The sequence below is a fragment of the Candidatus Tisiphia endosymbiont of Melanophora roralis genome, from assembly GCF_964026575.1.
Lineage (GTDB): Bacteria > Pseudomonadota > Alphaproteobacteria > Rickettsiales > Rickettsiaceae > Tisiphia.
In genome coordinates, this window is record NZ_OZ032161.1 from 375,350 (window position 1) to 393,784 (window position 18,435).

Below are 18,435 nucleotides of genomic sequence, written 5' to 3' on the forward strand. Positions count from 1 at the left end.
ACCTAAAAATTTATTTTTGGTGGGTAACTCGCAATGACGGTTTTTTAACTTTCAACAGTTGTGGACATCACCCCTAATGGCGATGATTACTTGAGGTTACTATTAATTTATTATATCAAACTGAGGTTAATTTATGTTAAAAATCTTTGAATAATATAAGTCTCATCCATTTGCTAAATATTTTCTGATTTTGTTTGGTGTAATAGTCGTTTACCTAGCTTATCATATTTATATTTGGAGTCATACAGAATCGACTGATAATGCGTATATTGAGGCTGACATATCCAGCGTTAGCTCTGAGATTAATGGAGTGATTAAGAATGTATTTATTTCAGATAATATGAGGGTAAAAAAAGGTGACCTTATTGCTGAGATCGATGATCAGGATTATAAGTCACGTCTTGCTTCACTGGAAGCTTCTATTAAGGCATCTATTAAAAATATAGAAATCATAGAACAAAAGACTTTAATAGCTCAAATTAGTTTAGAACTTTGTCAAGAGGTTGTTGATTCTGCTAGTACTAATTTGGAGATTAACTCAGTTGATTATATAAGAACTCAAGAGCTTAACAAAGAGAAATTTGCTAGTAAAAAAACATTAGATGAATCTAAAATGTCTTTTACTAAAGCAAAGACTGATTATAATCAGGCAAAGTTAAACTTGCAAATTGCACAACAGAACTTACTACTTTTAGCTTTACAGAAAACTGCTGAGGAAGAAAAAATGAAAGGGTTACTGGAAGATAAAAATATAGTAGCTAGAAGTTTAGTAAATACCCAAATTATAGCCCCAGTTGACGGAATAGTAGCAAATAGTAGCTTGCAGGTAGGTAATTTTATTAATCTAGGGAGAGTATTATTTTTTGTTGTGCAGGATGAACAAATGTATGTAAAAGCTAATTTTAAAGAGACGCAAATTGCAAAATTGCAACCAAAGCAAAAAGTTAAATTACAGTTTGATTCTTTACCAAAAAAGATCATATACGGCAGAATACGTAATATATCACCAGCTACCGGCTCAAAATTTAGTCTAATTCCGACTGATAATGCAACTGGTAATTTTACTAAGATTGTTCAACGGATTCCTGTGCTAATAGATTTTGAGACTCCTAAAGATATTACTAGTAATTTGATACCAGGAATGTCTGCTATAGTTTCGGTCAGGACTAATTAACCCCAATTCGTATGATTATTCGAGTATACCTCAATTAACCTGAATTCTATGTAACAAGTTACATCGAATTCAGTATTATATATAGAAACAATCAGGTTTGAAGCGGCTGCCCACCTGATTGTTAAAATATAATACTCCATTCAATATGTGATTTTAATAATTAAAATCACATATTGAATGATGAAAAAAGTTAAAATGCACCCGCATCAGCCGCTTCAAGAGTGCATTTTTCCTTATAACAAAGCAAGTATCGATATAAGAATTAATAATTCTTATATCGAACTGAGGTTCAATTAATTAATTTTTTGCTCTACGACTAAACCAGCTTTGCAAATAAGTTTCTGCAATATCGCTATTCTCTATTAATAAGACGTTTTCGGCATTTCTATTATCAGCTGCATTGGTAAAATTAAAGCTACCAGTAATCACCTTACTTTTATCAATGATCATAACTTTGTTGTGAGCAATACCTGGTACTTTATCTATTGAGACATCAATACCAGCCCGTTTTAATTCATGCATTTTAGAATATCTATCGTGTAAGTTACTACGATCCAATAATACCCTTATTTGAACACCGTTTTGCTTAGCTTTAATTAGTTGATCCACTATATTTTGCGAAGTTAAGCCAAATGCTTGAACATAAATGCTATCCTTAGCCTTGGATATTTCTTTTGCTATTAATGATCCGCAGCCGGATGGTGGGGTAAAACAAACATTTAAATTATCAGTTTCGGTATGAAAACTATGCCAAGAAGCTGTTTCTCGTACTTCATTATATCCTATCCCGGTAGTAATGCCGAGTAAGAACGATATTATTACTGATAGATTAAGCTTTTTAGGTAGTTTTTTCATTTTCTTATACTATGCCGAAACCGAGGCCTTAGCACCCTTTAATTTTTGGAAATCGTCACCAGCATGATAAGAAGAACGGGTTAATGGACTGGCGGAAACCATCAAAAACCCTTTAACCCTTGCTACTCTTTCAAAATATTTAAATTCTTCTGGGGGAACATATCTAGCAACTACTGCATGGTTTTTGGTTGGCTGTAAATATTGTCCTATAGTTAGAAAATCAACTTTAGCTTCCCTTAAATCGTCCATTACTTGCATAATTTCATCGTTTGTTTCTCCAAGACCAACCATCATACCTGATTTAGTAAAAATCTCAGAGTCTAGTTTTTTTACGTTATGCAAAAGACTTAATGAATTATAGTATCTCGCTCCTGGTCTGATAGTTTTGTATAGAGAAGGCACTGTCTCTACATTATGATTATAAACGTCAGGTTTTGCTAATACCACTATTTCAGCTGCCCCATCTTTCTTAAGAAAATCTGGGGTTAGAACTTCAATTGTGGTATTAGGTGCAACTAATCTTATTTCCTTTATACAATTGGCAAAATGCTCAGCCCCACCATCATCTAAGTCATCTCGATCAACTGAAGTAATTACCACATGTTCAAGCCCTAATTTCATTACGGCTTGTGCTAGTCTCTGTGGCTCGTGAGGATCGAGTAAATCGGGACGACCAGTTTTAACATTACAAAATCTACAAGCACGAGTACAGACAGATCCTAAAATCATAACTGTAGCATGTTTTTTTGCCCAACATTCCCCTATATTAGGGCAAGCAGCTTCTTGACAAACTGTATTTAATTTTAAACTCTCAATTAGTTTTCTTGTATCATGATATTGATATGAATTTGGTGCTTTAACCTTTATCCAATCAGGTCTTTTAAGGGTTTGAGCTTCTTCTATCTTGATTATGTTTGACATATAATCCTACTTTGTTTATGGCCTGCTTTTTTATGAGTTTTATATTCAAATCATTTGAGTATATCATTAAACAAAATTTTTTATTGGTAGTTTAACTATATCTGTAAGGCTAGTGCTGTTATCACAGTTGTAAGATAATTTGGGTTCAATAGGAATCTTACAGATTAAGGGTATATTATATTCTTTGGCAAAATTTTCTCCACTATTACCGTTAAATATCTGAATTGTCTTTCCCGAACTTGGTTCAACTAGATAGCTCATATTTTCTATAATACCTAAAATTGGTAGGTTAAATTTTCTATATAAATCAATCGATCTAACGACGTCTATTGCAGCCATTTTTTGTGGAGTAGTTACTATTATTACTCCGTCTAGTTGGTAATTTTCTAAAATACTTAAGTGAATATCACCAGTACCAGGGGGCATGTCAATAATTAAATAATCTAACTCCTGCCAATGGGTGAGAGATAATAGTTGATAAATGGTCTTGCTGGCCATTGGACCACGCCAAACAATGGCTGAATTATCCTTAATAAGAAATCCGATAGAAATAATTTCAATGCCTCGCGATTTTAAAGGGGTCATTTTATTATACACTATTTCAGGTACACCACTAATACCAAATATTTGCGGAATTGACGGACCATAAATATCAGCATCCACTATTCCCACCCTATACCCTTCAAGATTTAATTGCTCCGCTATCAATGCTGTTATAGTAGATTTACCAACTCCCCCTTTACCGGATGCCACCAATATTATCTTCTTTACTCCGTCAATGAAATGTTTAACTTTTGGATTAGTTGATTTTTTAGCTACATCTTTGCTACTAGTTAAAACTATAGTTATTTTCCCAATATTAGGTATTTCATTTAATTTATTAATAGCTTTAATTTTTATTTCATCGATTTCCTTGGAATCTTTACCAAGAATATCAATGGCAAACCCAATATTTTTATCCTTAATTATAATATTAGATATAATACTGACTAATTTTGTATTGTCACTAAAAGTGATATCTGAAATTTTATTTAGTATTTGTTGCTGGTTTATATCAATCATCGTTTTTAAGTAAAATGAAGCTCTTACCGTTAATAATCTTATTTTTCAACGCACATTAACCCATTTACTAGGTCATTATTGCACGCTTTTTAACTCACCCATTTCGCCGATTTTAATAATGGACCATATAAATCTTCTTCCATACTAATGACAATGCTAAGTTTTTCCTCTTCCGATGGAGGTCTGTCAAGAAAGGTTAGACGGGGAGCATCCTTAATAATAGTTATAGGGGTTTGTTCATTGCCTTCCCCCATAACAAAAACAGCTGCTCCTGCTAATGAATCTAATATATTAATTTGTGTGACATTTAAAGATTGATTATAAATATCATGCTTACCAATATAGGAATATAATGGGCTAAAACCACACCAACCAAGAGCAATCCCAGTTACACCTCGTCTCATAATAGTTGTATGACTATCGGTTATAACAATTCCCAGATCGCAGATATTATGTGTACTGCACAAATATTGCCAAATCCAATAGGCTGTTTTCTGAACATCTTGAGGATATAATACATAAACACCATCGGCATTAGATTCATCAATACCCGCAGATGGAATTAGTAAGCCATTTTTTAGAGTTAAATAAATATCATATCTATTTTCTTCTGTCTCTAATATTTGATCTGCCTCTTGTAGAATTAATGTATATTTATCAATATCACCTTTTTTAACAAACCTTACCTCTAATACACTAATTACTTTTGAAGTTATAGCTACAACATCACCTTCTTTTAAATCCGCAATATATTGAGTCAATATAGTTTGTAATGACTCACCATATTGGATTTTATGAGTCTTAATAGCATGAATTTGCATATAACTCCATCCCATCAAGAAATTGCCAAAGTAATTTAGCCCCCTTCACAGCTCCATAATGTACTTGTTTTTGTTCTATGTTATTAAGTTTGTTAATCAGCTTAATAAGTTCATTGGTATGCCATATATCAGTTTTTGCATGGACAGCGAAAAATTCTAAGGTTCTTATATCTTTAAAATGTATTTTAAATTGGTAAATCTTAGTATTGTCAGACATATAAAAGCAATTTATCAGTTACTATAAAAAGCTAGGCATATTTTTAGCAAAATTTAGCTTTCCCCCTGCTTTTGAAGGGTCTCCACTCCGTATCAACTAATACATGTAACTGGAGTAGGTTACTCGACTTTATTTTGGCTTTACATAATAATTATAAGGAGTTAATAGAGTATATTTATTATTTTTATAATATTTATGCAACATGATAAAAGCTTCATAAGATGATTTTGGGGCATTATGACATTTTTTACTCATCTTTACACATAAATGCAGCATCTCAGGAATAAAATCTTTATCTTTAAATTTATTGTAGCTATCAATACTTGAATGACAAAAATAATCCACTTTATTAGAAAGATTTTTCTTGAAAAAAGACCATTCTTTTTTAGCTAGTTCTTTATCTTCTTTTGTTAAAAATTCCCCATAATTATTTAGATCAAAATTTGCTAAATCCTGGTCATTCCACCAATTCTCACTATTCATACTCAATTCTGTTAAATTTAGATCCTTTTGATAATAAGAATCGTTGCGCCATAAATATGATTTGATAAATATATTTAAACCAGGAGAACGCATTATAATCAGGTGAGCTAATTTCTGTTTAACTTCTAAATTTTTCTCAGATAAAAATCCATTAATAACATCATTTAATTCCGGATTTAATTTCACCAAAAGAGAAGATATATTTTCAGCTTCTGATATTTCTCCCAATAATATATAGCGTGTCCAAGCACTAGCAATTAGGCGTTTCTTTAACCATTTTGGTATATTACAATCTAGGCCTTCAGTAAGCATTTTAGTAGGGACATTTTCAATGAGATTGTTGCTCTGTCCTATTATATCCATAATTTTTCCTGAGATATCATTCGCATATTCTATTGAGGAATCAGTATACATATATAACACAGGTTGTACTATGTAAGTTAAATACTCATGGTAATTTTTTGCAGCATATGAACGTAAGTAATTAAATAAATTTACTTCATAAGGTGCTAAATTAGGAATTTTTAAAACTTTTGTTGTAATATCATCCAATAGTTTGTAATTTTTTTCAGATAAGGCAAGTTTGGCTAAATAATATTGAGTTAATATGTATCCTTGCGTATTTTCAGTAATTTCTTGTGCTTTTTGGATAACTTTTTGAGCTTCCTGCGATTTAATATCTGATAATTTGATCTTTTTTAAAGATAGTATCAGCCAAGGTAATGAATTATAGTTTTGCCATTTTTTATATGTATCTAAAAAATTATCTTGAATATAAAAATAATTTGCCCATTCTAAAAATGGGTGGTTAGTAATCAGCCCATTTTTTATAGTATGATCATTATAATCTGATACTAAATATCTAAAATCATTATAATCTTCTGACCTTATCTCTTTGGAGATTAATTGTTCAGAGAGTTGTATTACTTCTTTATTTATATCTTGTTTAATTATAAAATATTTTAATAATTTATCTATTTCAGCTTTAAAAGGTGATGTATTAATTAAAGGTTGTAATTTTTTATATAATACAAAAAAATCATTATTATCTTTATTTTGATATTTTATTTGCCTAAAAAGAGAACGAAATATTAAATAAAGAGCTAAATCTTTATATTGAGAATCACTCTCTGATATTTTGGTAAATAATTCACTACTAGTATCATAATGCATAGCATAGAAATAAGCTGAAGCAAGTTGGTAGTTATAATCATCTAATTCTTCTTTTGTTGCATTTTCTGACAAAATAGTAGGTAGTATTAATACGTTCTGATCACAGTTATTAAATACTTTATTTTGGTTAGATACCCATTGTTTTATTTGAGAAGCATTATATTTCTTGCTTTTATCATTAAATAATTCTACAGCAAAGGTAAAAGCATTGTTCAAGCAATTCTCAAAATAGAAACTAGTTTGCACCTGATTTTCTTTGTTGCTAACTGATTTATATGACGAAAGATAGTTTTCTTCATTAACTATTTTATTGCTATTTTCTCGCCATATATTTTGTGAGTTAATTTCTTCATTTATTGGTTTAGATAAATTATCTAGGTTTTCTGTAGTAGGTGGATTATTTGATAAATAACGATATGCTAGAATTAGCCCTAGCAGATTAGTTTTATCAGGCAATATTGCTATGGAACCTCTAGCAAAGGTTTTTAATATTCCTTCTTGTCTTAAAGGTAGGGTTATATTAAAATTATCTCCTTCATAAGGGAAAGACCTTGTTTCGATTGTACTAATACAAGCTAAGCTAATATGCATGAAAAAGGTAATTAATATTAGAGTTCCTGCATAAATCAATTTAATTGGTGTGTTCTTAGATTTCATAATTGAACATTTTTTATAATTTTATAATATGTTTCTTTATTCCATTTATCTTTATTAAATACAAAGACTTTAAAGCTTGTTGGCACAGTAAGCACATCACCTGCCATAAGACCAATATAATTTTGACATTTTTTGCTACGCCAATTTTTATTATCAGTAAAAAATTTTTTTACTCGTCTTATATCTTGATTTTCTTTTCTGCCTTGATACACCATTGGCACGGCATATTCTATTGAAAGTTTATCTATCCAATTATCAAACATACACCATGAAGATAAGGCAGTAATAGAAATTTTCCTATTGTTTTTTACTAATGTTTCAATTAGTTGAGAGTAAATTTTTCTTTGATTATAAGTGGCATCAAAATCTAATTGTATCAGTTGTCCAGGTTTAGATGCAGATAAAATAATATTACTTAGATCAGTTAAACTTTTTGCGTCTAATTTTCCTTTTGCTTTCGTTTCTAAACGAAAAACTGGAATAATAAAAGTATTAGCTGGGGTTATAAGAGTATTGGTTCTTGGTATAATTTTATTTTATCTAGGTCTATATAGATGGTAGCTATTAAGGATGCAACGGCTGTATTATTATCAATAAATAATAAGTCATCTGATCTATGCCAACTCCATAGTGTTAGATTAGGTACTTTATTAGAAAGAAAAATTTTATAATACAAAGCTATAGTTAATGGGAATATTAAAATAATTACCAAATTCTTATATGATAAATTTGGTATATATCGAATTATAAGTTCTAAGGCTCTTAGCATAGCAATTATCTTTTAAAAAAAATTAAATATTTTTATCTGTATTTTATATCAATAAAAAATATTATTGATTAACAACAAATAAGCGTTTTTGTTGAATAAGCTTATGACAAGCTTCAAGTCACCCTCTTATAACTACTTATAATATGTTTTTAAGATATAAGAACCTATAATTAGACCTATCTAGTAGAAGGTAATCATTTCGTTTGACTTTTCTTGTATATATCTGTATAAGTCCACTGACTTATAATAATAATAAAATAGTATGAATAAGGTAGAAAATAATAGTTATTTCTCAGAAATGAGAAGAGTGGTTTGGCCAATTGAATGGCATGAAAATAAGAAATTCTTGCCTATGGCTGGCATGATGTTTTGTATCTTGCTAAACTACTCTACCCTCAGGTCTATAAAAGACGGGTTTGTTGTAACATCTATTGGTCCTGAAGCAATAAGTTTTGTAAAAACCTATGTTGTTTTACCAATGGCAGTACTATTTATGGTTGCTTACGTAAAGCTTTGTGATATGTTAAAACAAGAAAATGTTTTTTATGCTGTAACTAGTTTTTTTCTTGCATATTTTGTCCTATTCACTTTTGTCTTATATCCTTACCCAGAGTTAGTGCATCCTAATCCCAAAACAATCGATGCATTGAGTAATGAATATCCAAATTTTAAGTGGTTTATTAGGGTAATTGGTCAGTGGAGTTTTGCCATCTTTTATGCTATGTCAGAACTTTGGGGAAGTATGATGCTTAGCTTATTGTTTTGGCAGTTTGCTAACCAAATTACTAAGACCGAAGAGGCAAAACGCTTTTATTCTATGTTTGGTATGCTGGCAAATTTATCTTTACCAGTCACTGCATTAATACTTGCCTATTTTTTAAGCAAAGAAACTCAAATAGTTTCAGAAGATCTGAAATTTATTCCACTGCTTCTTATTATGATATTTAGTGGTCTAGTCATCATGTTATTGTATAGATGGATGAATCAACATGTTTTAACCGATCCTACTTTATATCAGCCAACAAGTAAAACAAACAAGAAAAGCAAGGTTAAATTGTCTCTTGGTGAAAGCTTTAAAATGATTTTTACTTCAAAATATTTAGGACTTATTGTCTCGTTAATCTTAGCCTATGGGGTGTCAGTAAATCTTGTGGAAGGTGTATGGAAGTCAAAAATTCGACAACTATATCCAACTAAAGAAGAATATACCATGTATATGGGGCAATTTCAGGCTTGGCAAGGTGTGACAGCTATATTATTTATGATTGTTGGCAGTAACATTTTAAGAAGGGTTTCTTGGTTCACAGCTGCTATGATTACTCCTGTGATGATGTTAATTACCGGTATTGCTTTTTTTGCCTTTATTTTCTTTGATAGTACTATTGCAATGTATATTACTGGTCTACTCACTTCTGGACCTTTGGCAATAGCAGTGATGATTGGGATGATTCAAAATATTTTAAGTAAGGCAACAAAATACTCACTATTTGACGCTACCAAAAATATGGCATATATTCCTCTTGATAAAGATCTTAGAACCAAAGGGCAAGCGGCAGTAGAAGTTATAGGTGGTAGGTTTGGTAAATCTGGTGGTGGTATTATCCAGTCAACATTCTTTATCTTGCTTCCTTCTTTTACCTTCGTTGAAGCTACGCCTTATTTCGCTGGCATATTTTTTGTTATTGTAATATTGTGGATATATGCAGTTAAAGCACTTAATAAGGAATATCAAGTTCAGATATCTAATGCCAAATCCGAAAGTTAGTTGTAACGAAATTAGATTTATGAGACTACAACGCGAATTTGGGATAAGAATTAACTAATTCTTATCCCAAATTGGGGTACAATAGGTCTGTTCATGCGGCTAGATAGCTCAGTTGGTAGAGCAAAGGACTGAAAATCCTTGTGTCGCCGGTTCGATCCCGGCTCTAGCCACCATCTCTATGATAAATCTCTTATACTATACTTCTAGATTGTATAATAACTATTATACAATAATGAACAATATTCTGAAATATAAATTATTGTAAGAAAACTTGAGTATTTTCTAACTGGCGTTTATACTATTGCCATTATTTTGTAAAATTAAATAACCATGATAAACGCACGTTTTTATAAGAAATCTGCTCCTTATAAATTGTCAGAAATTGTAAAATTAATAGATGCTGAGATAGTATACTCAAATGATTTGTTAATCCATAATGTTAAGTCATTAGAAGAGGCTGATGTTGGTGATATAAGTTTTTTAATTCATAACAAATATATTATTCAATTCCAAAACACTAAAGCTTCATGCTGCATAGTCCCAGAGGATTTTTCGCACGAATCTAATAATGGAACAATTTTATTAAAAACAAAAAATCCGTATTTTGCTTATGCAAAATTAGTAGATTTATTTTATAGTAAAGCAAAAACTTATCCTAACAAAATTATGCCTTCTAGCTATATTGCAGATTCTGCTATTATAGGAAAGAATTGTTATATAGGACATAATGTTGTTATTGAAGATCATGTTATAATAGGAGATAATTGCATTATAGAATCTGGGACGAGTATAGATTTTGGAGTAGTAATAGGTAATAGAGCGTTAATACACTCAAATGTTTCAGTAAGTTACAGTATAATAGGTGATGATGTGGTAATATTAGCGGGAGCGAGAATTGGACAAGATGGATTCGGTTTTGCAACAGATAAAGGAATTCATAAGAAAATTTTGCACACTGGTATGGTAAAAATAGGTAATAATGTTGAAATAGGTAGTAATACTACTATTGATAGAGGATCGATAAATGATACAATAATAGAAGATTTTTGTAGAATAGATAACTTAGTGCAGATAGGACATAATGCTATAATAGGACGGGGGTCAGTTATTGTTGCCCAAGTAGGTATAGCAGGTAGTACTAAGGTAGGAGCATATTGTGCTTTAGGGGGGCAGTCAGGCATATCCGGACATATAGTATTAGGCGATAAAGTCCAAGTAGCAGCCAAATCTGGCGTGATAAAAGATGTTGCACTAGGAGCTACAGTTGGTGGATATCCTGCAGTACCAATTAGAGATTGGCATAAACAATCAGTAATTATGAAGCAACTTGTAAACAAAAAAATGAGTTTAGATAACTAAAAAATCTATGTTTTAAGAATTTAAGATAATAGCATGTCGTCCTTTAAATGATTACAAGCTCGATTTAAGATTTGCTGACCTAAAAATGAAATAGCTTACAGATAAGAAAGAGGAATGTATATAATGACAATTAATATTATAGAAATAATGGAAATGCTACCTCATCGTTATCCATTTTTATTAATAGATAAGGTACTAGAATTTAAGCTTCATGAGTCTATTGTTGGTATCAAGAATGTTACTTTTAATGAGCCGCAATTTACTGGTCATTTTCCTACAAAACCAGTAATGCCTGGTGTACTAATTATTGAGGCTATGGCTCAACTATCTGCTATTTTAGTAGCCAAATCAATGGACTTCAAAGATAAAGATGTTTTCTTTATGACTATTGAAGAGGCAAAATTTCGTAAAGTTGTTGAGCCAGGTGATACATTACATATTTATGCTAAAATAGAACAAAATAGAGGCTCTGTTTGGAAATTTTCAAGTAACAGCAAAGTTAATGATCATATAGTTGCAGAGAGCAAATTTACTGCAATGGTTAAAAATAGGAATTAACAATGACCTTATCAGCTATACATGCAACTGCCATAATAGACACAAAGGCTTCGATTGGTAAAAATGTCAGAGTCGGTCCTTTTTGTACTGTTGGGCCGAATGTGGTTTTGGCGGATAATATTGAGTTAAAATCGCACGTAGTTATAGAGGGAAAAACAAAAATTGGTGCTAATACAGTTATATATCCATTTGCTTCTATTGGTCAGCCCCCTCAAATACTTAAGTATGAGGGAGAAGAGTCAGAGGTTATCATAGGTAATAATAATACTATTAGAGAATATGTAACTATTCAAGCCGGTAGTAAAGGTGGTGGTATGGTTACCTCTGTAGGTAATAATTGTTTATTGATGGTTGGAGTGCATATAGCACATGATTGTATTGTGGGTAATAATGTAATTCTTGCTAACTATGTTAGCCTAGCTGGTCATGTTAAAGTTGATGATTATGCCATTATAGGAGGTCTTTCTGCTGTTCTGCAATTCGTACGTATAGGACAACATTCGATGGTGGGTGGTATGTCTGCAGTGAGCAAAGATGTGATTCCATTTGGGCTAGCTACAAATGAAAGGGCATTTCTTGAAGGAATAAACTTAGTTGGGATGAAAAGACGTGGCTTTGATAATCAGGAAACGCTTGATACTATAAAAGCCGTAGATGAGATTTTTATTGGCGAAGGTATTTTTACTGATAGAATTGAGATAGTTTTAAAGCAATATAAAGGTAATCCTATTGTAGAACAAATTATCACTTTTATAAAACAGGATCTTAGTAGAGCATTTTGCCAGCCAAGACAAGTTGAACATGATAAGGTAAGTAAGTAAAATGTTGCAAATATACCCTTTAAAGCAAAAGAGTATAGTTGGAATTATAGCAGGAAATGGCTTATTGCCAATTTCACTCGCCAATAGTTTCATTAAGCAAGGCGGGCAATGTTATATCGCAGCTTTGGAGGGAGAAGCAAGTCCGGTATTGTATAAGGATTTTACCCACCAATTTTTTAAAATCGGTATGGTTAAGCCAATAATTGAATATTTTCGTAAGTATGATGTAAAAAATATAATTCTTGCTGGTAGTGTAAATCGTCCTAATTTGCGGTCAATTAAAGTAGATTTAATGGGATCAAGGTTACTTGCACGCATATTGAAACAAAAATTTTTAGGAGATGATAAACTTCTTAGTATAGTGATAGATTTCCTAGAAGAAAAAGGGTTTAAAGTAATTTCTAGTTATGAAATATTAAGAACAAATAATGATGTTATGACCATAGCTGTTCCATCTAAAATAGATAACACAGATATTGAACTGGGGATAAAGCTATTAGATAGTATCGGATATCTTGATGTAGGACAGTCAGTAATTGTTGATAATGGGTATATTATAGGTATTGAAGCGGCTGAGGGTACAGATAATTTAATAGAAAGATGTTCATATTTACGTAAAAATTCTATAGGTGGTGTACTTATTAAAATGATGAAGAAAGATCAAGATACTAGAATTGATATACCTACAATAGGAGCAGAGACAATAAGTAACTTAGCTAATTATGGTTATAAAGGATTAGCCATACAGAAAGATAAAGTGATTATTCTAGAGATAGAAAGAACTATTGGACTCGCTAATGAATGCGGACTTTTTATTAAACTTATTTAGTGTATCTATACTCAAATGATCAGGGTAATTTAAAAGTCCCAACTAATGATAGAAAAGTTTGTTTTTTAAAATGCATAAATGTCTATTAGCGAGGAGCCGCAAAGCGGCGACGTGGCAATCCAAAAGTTGCAGTGGCAAAAAATAAAACAGCGAGCTGTTTATTTGGATCGTCACGCCACTTTGTGGCTCGCGATGACAACTATTTATTTCTATAATTTAGTATTTCCTATCATTAGTTGGGACTTTTAAATTACCCTAAAAATTGCAGTAACTGATTTTCTTGACAAAACAGTACAAAAAATTCAGAATAAAATTCTTTCGCGTATAAATGATAATTTCTAGGCTAGAATACCAAATTTTATTGATATTTGAAACATTTTCTTCAAATTATTTGAGTAATATTACTTAGTGCTATGAAAAATTCATGCTACAATAAAAAAAATTTTTTTCCAAGAAACATGAGACCTATTACAAAATTCACTTATGTGTAAGGATTTGAAGAGTCTGTAGAAAAATATATTACTTTATGACAGCCAATGTACTAGTAGTTGATGATATAGAATCAAATGTTAAATTACTGGAAGCTAAACTTTTAGGAGAATATTATACAGTCTTTACTGCCAATAACGGCAAAGATGCATTGAATGTTCTTGCCCTTAATAGAATTGATATTGTATTACTTGACGCCATGATGCCTAATATAGATGGATTTGAAACCTGCAAACGAATTAAGTCTAATCCTTACACTATTCATATACCAGTGATTATGGTTACGGCTCTTTCTGATACTGAGGATCGCATAAAAGGTCTTGAAGCTGGAGCTGATGAATTCTTAACAAAACCTATTGATGACACTGCTCTTTTTGCAAGGGTACGATCTCTTGCTAGAATGAAGGCGGTTATTGATGAACTCAAACTTAGAAACACTACTAATGCTGAATTAGGTGGTGACGTCATAGAGGTAAAAGATAATTTTTCAGATAGTAAAATACTTTTAGTTAACGATGATATAGTGCAGGCAAGAAACATAAATAAAACGCTTCTCAGCCTTACCCCCAATATCAAAATAATATCTGATATCAATGAATTGAAGAAAGATAGTGAATATACCCCGGATTTAGTAATTATCAGCTGCCAATTAGAGCAAGGAGATCCTTTAAGAATAAGCGTAATGCTACGGTCTGATGCTAAATTCCATGATACGGTACTCATATTACAAGCTGAAGAAGAAAATACATCGATAGTTATCAAAGGTTTAGAGCTGGGTATTAATGATTATTTTACATACCCAGTAGATAAAAACGAGCTATTAGCTAGAATCAGAACTCAATTGAAAAGAAAACATTACCAAGATACTTTACGCAATGATTTAGAGTTAAGCGTAAATTTGTCGATCAAAGATGGTTTGACAGGCATATTTAATCGTCATTATTTTGATACACACATAAAGCAAATGGTAAAAAAATCTACTGATAGCAAAAGACCTTTATGCTTACTTATGTGTGATATTGATCATTTTAAGCAAGTTAATGACACTTATGGTCATCAAGCAGGAGACATAGTGCTAAAAACCATTGCTAATGTTCTGAAGAACATTTTTAGGGTTACAGACTTGGTTGCTAGATATGGCGGAGAGGAATTTGCTATCCTTTTAAATGACATAACGATTGACGAAGCTATGTATATAGCGCAGCGGGCAAGAACAAGAGTGGAGTCTATCGATTTTAAAGTTAAAACTCAGAAAGATCCTATTAAGAAAACTATCTCCATAGGAGTAACTGAATACAAAATTGGGGAATCTATTAGTGATTTTATAGAACGTACCGATAAAGCTCTGTATCAAGCAAAGGAGGACGGAAGAAATAAAGTGATAAGAATAATTTAGATACACAAATGAAGATTCATCAGGTATACTAGACTTATTGTAAAACTAGCTTATGAGAGGGTAATTCTTAAAGAAGTCTACCTTTCATATAAAAACCTAAAATCATGAAAAATGAAACTATTTGTAAATGTTATCGTGAATTGCCATATAGACCAAGTGTAGGCATGATGATAATAGATAGTGCTAATAGAGTATTTGTTGGTAAAAGAATAGATACCAAAATACCAGCTTGGCAAATGCCTCAAGGTGGTATAGATCTAGGAGAAACGCCTAGTGTTGCTGCCCTTAGAGAAATGTTCGAAGAGATAGGTTGTAATAAAGGTTATATTATTGCAGAAAGCAAATATTGGTATAGTTATGATGTACCTAAAATTTTAATACCTAAATTATGGGGTGGTAATTTCCGAGGTCAAAAACAAAAATGGTTTCTAATTAGGTTTACCGGTACTAACGAAGATATTAATATTAATACTCGTAACCCAGAGTTTGAGGAATGGCGTTGGGCTAAGTTTGATGAGTTATTATCAATTATAATTCCCTTTAAACGCAAGCTTTATAAAGCTGTAGTTAAGGAATTTGCCCCTATCGTTCATGATAGAAGTTAGGTAGCGTTGTCTTCTCAATTGACTATAGCTAATCTAAAGAAGGTTTTAGCTATATACTCTTCTACTTTGAAGAGTTGATAGACGATAGAATCAAAATCATGATAGTAGGCAGGAGTCAAAGGGTCGAGGTACACAACTGTTGAAAGTTAAAAAATCGTCATTGCGAGGAGTCGCTGAAAGCGGCGACGCGGCAATCTAGGATACGCGAAGCGTTACTCTAAAAAAACAGCTTCGCTGTTTACTTGGATCGCCACGGCATCTAAAGATGCCTCGCGATGACGATTATAGAAAAATGTAGGTACTATGCTATTAGCCTTTTAGTCGTTCTTTGAAATGTGCTGAATTCTTTTACTCATAGTAAAATTACCAAATTTTAGATTGTCGATTGATGATTGTTCTAGAGCATGAACTAATAACATACCATTTGATATGTTAAGTGTTACAGTTCCTGGTGTAAGAGTAATAGAATTACTATATATTACAAGACTTGTATCGTTTTTTTGTTCTGAATTAATCCACTCAAAGACTGGCTGTAGATTAAGATTTCTACGCCATATAATCTTCATTACTCCTAAGCTAGATACAACTATTTCTTTAATTAACCAAATAAAATATAATATAGAATGATAATCTAAATAAATCCTATCAGGGATCAAATTGAGTTTTATTGCCACAAGATAAGCTATACTGGGGATAATTAAGGAAAACAACAATGCAAAAATATCAGTAGGTACTCCTGTTAGACCAAACAACACTAATAACAAAATAATTAAAGTAAAGATTTTAGTGTGCATCATACTTTCCTCCACCTTTAACAGTTGATGTAAACGGTAGAAAGATCATTACCACAAAAAATAATGCACTTATAATACCAAAAATGCTATTTATCGCAATTACAAATGCTTCCTTATTTATATTACTGGCTAACAAAAAATACGAAGCCTTTTCCGGATCAACCACTTTACCATCCAATAATTGTCCTAAAAATTGTAATTTCATTAGAACAGAGGGTGAAGTGGAAGGAATATTTTCATTTAAATATTGGCTAAAAATTTTAGTTTTATCTGTAAGAAGTAGGCTAATAACTGCAAGACCAACAGCCCCTCCAAGATTACGAGTAAGATTATATAACCCACTAGCATTCCCTACTTTATCTTTACTCATGCTATCTAAAGCAATATTATTAGTAGGTAAAAAGCAAAACATTAAAGCAAGCCCCCTAATAAATTGTGGTAAAAAAAACTCGGCAAATTTAGCATCTGCTGTTAAAAAACTATTTAGGTAGCAACCTAAACTAAACGTAGCTAGACCGATAGCCAGCATAATTCTTAAATCTAGTCCAGAGCCAAGCATTTTTCCTGCAAGTGGAGCTGACAGAAATTGTGCCATACCAGTAACCATCATGGTAAAACCAATTTGCACAGTATTAAAACCAGCTATTGTAAATAAAAATAAAGGTAATAAATAGACTGCACCATATAGCCCTATACCTATGACAAAAGAGTAGATACAACCAAAAGTAAAATTTTTATTAGCAAAAGTTGTTATATCTAAGATTGGATTAATAAATGTCAGTTCTCTAATAACTAACATAATAAATCCAACAACAATTAGTATGATAAGGAATAATATCAAATTATCTTCTATCCAACCTTTCTTATTTCCTTCTTCTAAAACATATTGCAAAGAAGCAAGAGTAACAGTCAGTAAAATAATGCCAACAAAATCAAAATTCTTGAGCAAATTGTAATTAGGTTGATCAAAATCAGCGTATAAATATACGACCACACAAACAAAAATACCAGGTATTACATTGAGTAAAAACATAAAATGCCAAGATAAGTTTTCAGTAATGTAACCACCAAGTGTTGGTCCAAGTGTTGGGGCTATTGTTACGACTAATCCTACTATCACAGTAACTACGGGGCGTTTTGAGGCAGGAAAAATTATAAATACTGTACTAAAGACAGTTGGTATCATTGCTCCACCAAAAAATCCTTGTAAAGCTCTAAAAATAATCATTGCTTCTATATTGCTGGCTAGCGAACATAGAATACTCATAACGGTAAAACCAAGAGCAGCAATAAAATAAGAAATTCTAGTGGAGAGAAGCTTGGCTGTAAAACCGGTTATTGGTATTATAATCACTTCTGCTATAAGATATGATGTTTGAACCCAAGATAATTCATCACTAGAAGCAGAAAGACCGGCTGCAATGACTGATAAAGAACTGGCAACAATTTGAATATCCAACACTGCCATAAACATTCCTACTATCATTGCAAAGAATGCAAGTAACTGCTTATTTGATAGTGGGGGAGGGTCAAGATCTTGTTGCATAGAAAATGAAACCTAATTATAGCATATCACTTATATCACAAAAGTAACAATCTTACAAGCAAATATCCTCAAAAAATATATATTTGATAAAATTATTTAGTAGTATCTAATAGAATAAACTATAATAACTTATGTATTTAA

17 protein-coding genes, 1 tRNA gene and 1 pseudogene are annotated in these 18,435 nt (G+C 31.6%); 9 read left to right on the forward strand and 10 right to left on the reverse strand.

From position 1 onward, the window contains the following. Window positions 1-154: 154 nt before the first annotated feature. Window positions 155-1,174, forward strand: a pseudogene (locus AAGD53_RS01855) (HlyD family secretion protein); the annotation flags it as partial. Between the two features lie 297 nt (window positions 1,175-1,471). Here AAGD53_RS01855 and AAGD53_RS01860 read toward each other — a convergent pair. From AAGD53_RS01860 to AAGD53_RS01895, 8 genes are all read right to left on the reverse strand, one after another. After that, entirely contained in the window at window positions 1,472-2,029 is a 558-nt protein-coding gene (locus AAGD53_RS01860) for a phospholipase D family protein (protein ID WP_341763059.1), read from the reverse strand. A 9-nt stretch (window positions 2,030-2,038) separates the two neighbouring features. Continuing rightward, window positions 2,039-2,950, reverse strand: coding sequence for a lipoyl synthase (gene lipA, locus AAGD53_RS01865; protein ID WP_341762011.1), 912 nt, complete (start codon window positions 2,948-2,950; stop codon window positions 2,039-2,041). A 66-nt stretch (window positions 2,951-3,016) separates the two neighbouring features. Then, window positions 3,017-4,012 (reverse strand): Mrp/NBP35 family ATP-binding protein, encoded by a 996-nt coding sequence (locus AAGD53_RS01870; RefSeq protein ID WP_341763060.1) that lies wholly within the window; start codon window positions 4,010-4,012, stop codon window positions 3,017-3,019. 89 nt (window positions 4,013-4,101) lie between these two features. Beyond that, window positions 4,102-4,833, reverse strand: a complete 732-nt coding sequence (locus tag AAGD53_RS01875) for a coenzyme F420-0:L-glutamate ligase (RefSeq protein ID WP_341763061.1) — start codon at window positions 4,831-4,833, stop codon at window positions 4,102-4,104. Further along, window positions 4,814-5,050: a hypothetical protein gene (locus AAGD53_RS01880; RefSeq protein WP_341763062.1), complete on the reverse strand. Its 237-nt coding sequence runs from the start codon at window positions 5,048-5,050 to the stop codon at window positions 4,814-4,816. Before AAGD53_RS01880 ends, AAGD53_RS01875 begins: the two co-directional genes overlap by 20 nt. Window positions 5,051-5,179: 129 nt before the next feature. Further along, the gene (locus AAGD53_RS01885) at window positions 5,180-7,363 is read right to left on the reverse strand and encodes a hypothetical protein (protein ID WP_341763063.1); all 2,184 of its coding nucleotides are present in this window, start codon (window positions 7,361-7,363) and stop codon (window positions 5,180-5,182) included. Next, window positions 7,360-7,626, reverse strand: a complete 267-nt coding sequence (locus AAGD53_RS01890; RefSeq protein ID WP_341763064.1) for a hypothetical protein — start codon at window positions 7,624-7,626, stop codon at window positions 7,360-7,362. The genes AAGD53_RS01885 and AAGD53_RS01890 overlap by 4 nt, the downstream gene beginning before the upstream one ends. A 239-nt stretch (window positions 7,627-7,865) precedes the next feature. Further along, window positions 7,866-8,132 (reverse strand): hypothetical protein, encoded by a 267-nt coding sequence (locus AAGD53_RS01895; protein ID WP_341763065.1) that lies wholly within the window; start codon window positions 8,130-8,132, stop codon window positions 7,866-7,868. A 262-nt stretch (window positions 8,133-8,394) separates the two neighbouring features. Here AAGD53_RS01895 and AAGD53_RS01900 point away from each other — a divergent pair, with 262 nt between their 5' ends. From AAGD53_RS01900 to AAGD53_RS01935, 8 genes are all read left to right on the forward strand, one after another. After that, complete coding sequence (locus AAGD53_RS01900; RefSeq protein ID WP_341763066.1) at window positions 8,395-9,897, forward strand: NTP/NDP exchange transporter; 1,503 nt, start codon at window positions 8,395-8,397, stop codon at window positions 9,895-9,897. A gap of 97 nt (window positions 9,898-9,994) precedes the next feature. Beyond that, a tRNA-Phe gene (locus AAGD53_RS01905) sits at window positions 9,995-10,070 on the forward strand. Between the two features lie 157 nt (window positions 10,071-10,227). Beyond that, window positions 10,228-11,256 (forward strand): UDP-3-O-(3-hydroxymyristoyl)glucosamine N-acyltransferase, encoded by a 1,029-nt coding sequence (lpxD, locus tag AAGD53_RS01910; RefSeq protein ID WP_341763067.1) that lies wholly within the window; start codon window positions 10,228-10,230, stop codon window positions 11,254-11,256. 123 nt (window positions 11,257-11,379) lie between these two features. Next, window positions 11,380-11,814 (forward strand): 3-hydroxyacyl-ACP dehydratase FabZ, encoded by a 435-nt coding sequence (gene fabZ / locus AAGD53_RS01915; RefSeq protein WP_341762023.1) that lies wholly within the window; start codon window positions 11,380-11,382, stop codon window positions 11,812-11,814. 2 nt (window positions 11,815-11,816) lie between these two features. Further along, window positions 11,817-12,635, forward strand: a complete 819-nt coding sequence (gene lpxA, locus AAGD53_RS01920; protein WP_341763068.1) for an acyl-ACP--UDP-N-acetylglucosamine O-acyltransferase — start codon at window positions 11,817-11,819, stop codon at window positions 12,633-12,635. A 1-nt stretch (window position 12,636) separates the two neighbouring features. Beyond that, on the forward strand, window positions 12,637-13,464 hold the full coding sequence (locus AAGD53_RS01925; protein WP_341763069.1) for an LpxI family protein: 828 nt from the start codon (window positions 12,637-12,639) through the stop codon (window positions 13,462-13,464). Window positions 13,465-13,990: 526 nt separating this feature from the next. Further along, entirely contained in the window at window positions 13,991-15,349 is a 1,359-nt protein-coding gene (locus tag AAGD53_RS01930) for a PleD family two-component system response regulator (protein WP_341763070.1), read from the forward strand. 104 nt (window positions 15,350-15,453) lie between these two features. Continuing rightward, entirely contained in the window at window positions 15,454-15,954 is a 501-nt protein-coding gene (locus AAGD53_RS01935) for an RNA pyrophosphohydrolase (protein WP_341763071.1), read from the forward strand. Window positions 15,955-16,271: 317 nt separating this feature from the next. Here AAGD53_RS01935 and AAGD53_RS01940 read toward each other — a convergent pair whose 3' ends face one another. Together AAGD53_RS01940 and AAGD53_RS01945 are read right to left on the reverse strand one after the other, a co-directional pair. Further along, window positions 16,272-16,751 carry a Na+/H+ antiporter subunit E gene (locus tag AAGD53_RS01940; protein ID WP_341763072.1) on the reverse strand — a complete coding sequence of 160 codons (480 nt, stop codon included), beginning with the start codon at window positions 16,749-16,751 and terminating at the stop codon, window positions 16,272-16,274. Beyond that, entirely contained in the window at window positions 16,738-18,294 is a 1,557-nt protein-coding gene (locus AAGD53_RS01945) for a DHA2 family efflux MFS transporter permease subunit (protein WP_341763073.1), read from the reverse strand. The genes AAGD53_RS01940 and AAGD53_RS01945 overlap by 14 nt, the downstream gene beginning before the upstream one ends. Window positions 18,295-18,435 lie beyond the last annotated feature (141 nt).